2 protein-coding genes are annotated in these 2,010 nt (G+C 58.7%); both read right to left on the reverse strand.

Annotation, left to right across the window (positions count from 1 at the left end; genetic code table 11):
* Window positions 1-753, reverse strand: a 753-nt coding sequence (locus PQQ51_RS34245) for an ABC transporter transmembrane domain-containing protein (RefSeq protein WP_408501610.1), incomplete at its 3' end; no start/stop codon positions are given.
* A 124-nt stretch (window positions 754-877) separates the two neighbouring features.
* A partial coding sequence (locus PQQ51_RS34250; RefSeq protein ID WP_408501611.1) for a calcium-binding protein occupies window positions 878-2,010 on the reverse strand: 1,133 nt, incomplete at its 5' end.

The raw sequence follows: 2,010 nt of genomic DNA on the forward strand, positions 1-2,010 counted from the left end.
GTCGCCAACGCGCCTCGCTTCGAAATAGGCGAGCGGCAATGTCAAAAGATGACGAAACAGTCGCGCTCCCAGTTCTACATCAATGCGATTGGTCGTGTGAGAAAATACGTAGTTGCGCAGACCCGTAAGCAGCACCTCGAATACAGAACTGACCAGAAGGGCAACACAAACGACATTGAGCGTGCTAAACGCCCGGTTAACCAATACCTTGTCCATCACCACCTGAAACATCAGCGGCGACACCAGTCCGAAGACCTGAAGCACGAGTGAAACGAGCAGCACCTCGAAAAGCAGGCGCCGGTACTTGACAACGGCGGGGATGAACCACGAAAAATCGAACCTCGCGAGGCTGCCAGCAAGCGATGCACGGGAAGCAAACAGCAGGAGACGACCACCTGATCGGGTCATGACCTCAGAGGGTGAAGTCACCGTAGGAGTTTGCGCACCGCACTCGAGCACCATTGCGCGGGTTGCATCACATCCCGCCAGTACGCAGTGCTGACCAGATCTGTCCAGAAGTAGCGCCGGTAGGGGCGTCTTTGCTAACCGTGTCTCGCCGACCGTAACGGCGCGTGCCTTCAGTCCGAGTGAACGGGCAGACAGGATCAGATCCCCCTCCTCAAAGCGCTCCGTCTTCATCGCTGCCGCGTGGCGTAACTGTTCCGGGTCTGCCGCCACACCGTGAAGGCGAGCGATCAGGACGAGTGCGGCCAGCCCTGGATCGGCGGCAATATCCTCGGGTCTTGCTGTCACAGGTAATGCCTTATTGTCGGCTCAGGTGGCCGCATTCGTTATCGGTAGCGCAGGCAGCCGCTAACTACTGAATATTGGCGAAAACCCCGGTCGCCTGAAGCGCGATCGGGACGTGATGCCGAAGCTACTGATGCCATGCCGTATTGACTGCCGCAAGGACAGTCGGATCGGTAATGACCTGATTCGCGGTCGACGTCGGATCGAATCCGGGGTTGTTACCCGAAAAGGTCGCCATTGCCTGGATCAACTGATTGATCTGCGAGTCCACCGTGAGGTTCCCCGCCGACCCACCGCTAACAGTGAGCTTGCCGAGTTGGCTATAGGTGCTGCCGAACCAGTTCTGGATCGTTGCCTCTGTGGTCGAACCCATCAGGTCGACCTGCAGATTGTTCCCGACACGCTGCAGCCAGATGTCGTTTGGATTCGCATCCTGGATCAACAGATCACCTGCTGGCGTATTGCTGCTCGATATGCCATTAGCAATCGTCAAAGAACCATAGCCCGGTTGCAGGTCGTAGGTATCGCTGCCACCATTGCCGACCTCGATATCATTACCGCCCTTGCCGTCAAAGAGGTCAGCATCCGATGTGCCGTAGAGCGTGTCGTTGCCAGTCGTGCCCGTCGCCTCCATTTGGCGCAACTGCGCTGCCGACAGCGCCGAGCCATCCGCAAACTGCACCTGCTGCACACCGAACGGGCTGAAGACGAGCATGTCGTCCAGCGTGATCTGGTCACCGCTGATGCCGTCAGTCAGTACGAGCCCCGTGCCGTCCGACGTTGCGCTCACTGTGAGCGACGTCGCGCTGATCCCCGCTCCCATCTGCAGCACCGGCTGTGCCACGCCGTAATAATTCTCGCTGATTTCCAGGTGGCCGTACCCGGCGTTGAACACGAACGTGTCGCTGCCACCATCGCCGACCTCAATGTCGTTGCCACCCTTACCGTCGAACAGGTCAGCACCCGGCGACCCGTAGAGCGTGTCGTCGCCACTCGTGCCTGTTGTCTCCATCTGGACCAGTTGTGCTGCTGACAGCGTCTTGCCATCGGCGAACTGCACCTGCTGCACACCGTACTGGTTGAAGACAAGCATGTCGTCCAGCGTGATCTGGTCACTGCTGATGCCGTCAGTCAGCACCAGCCCCGTGCCGTTTGACGTTGCGCTCACTGACATCGACGCCGCGCTGATCCCGGCTCCCAACTGCAGCACGTTGTTACGGGTGGCGGAGAAATCCACTTCGTTGATTTCAAGGTGACCAT

The sequence above is a fragment of the Paraburkholderia xenovorans genome (genome assembly GCF_046030735.1).
Classification (GTDB): Bacteria; Pseudomonadota; Gammaproteobacteria; order Burkholderiales; family Burkholderiaceae; genus Paraburkholderia; species Paraburkholderia xenovorans_A.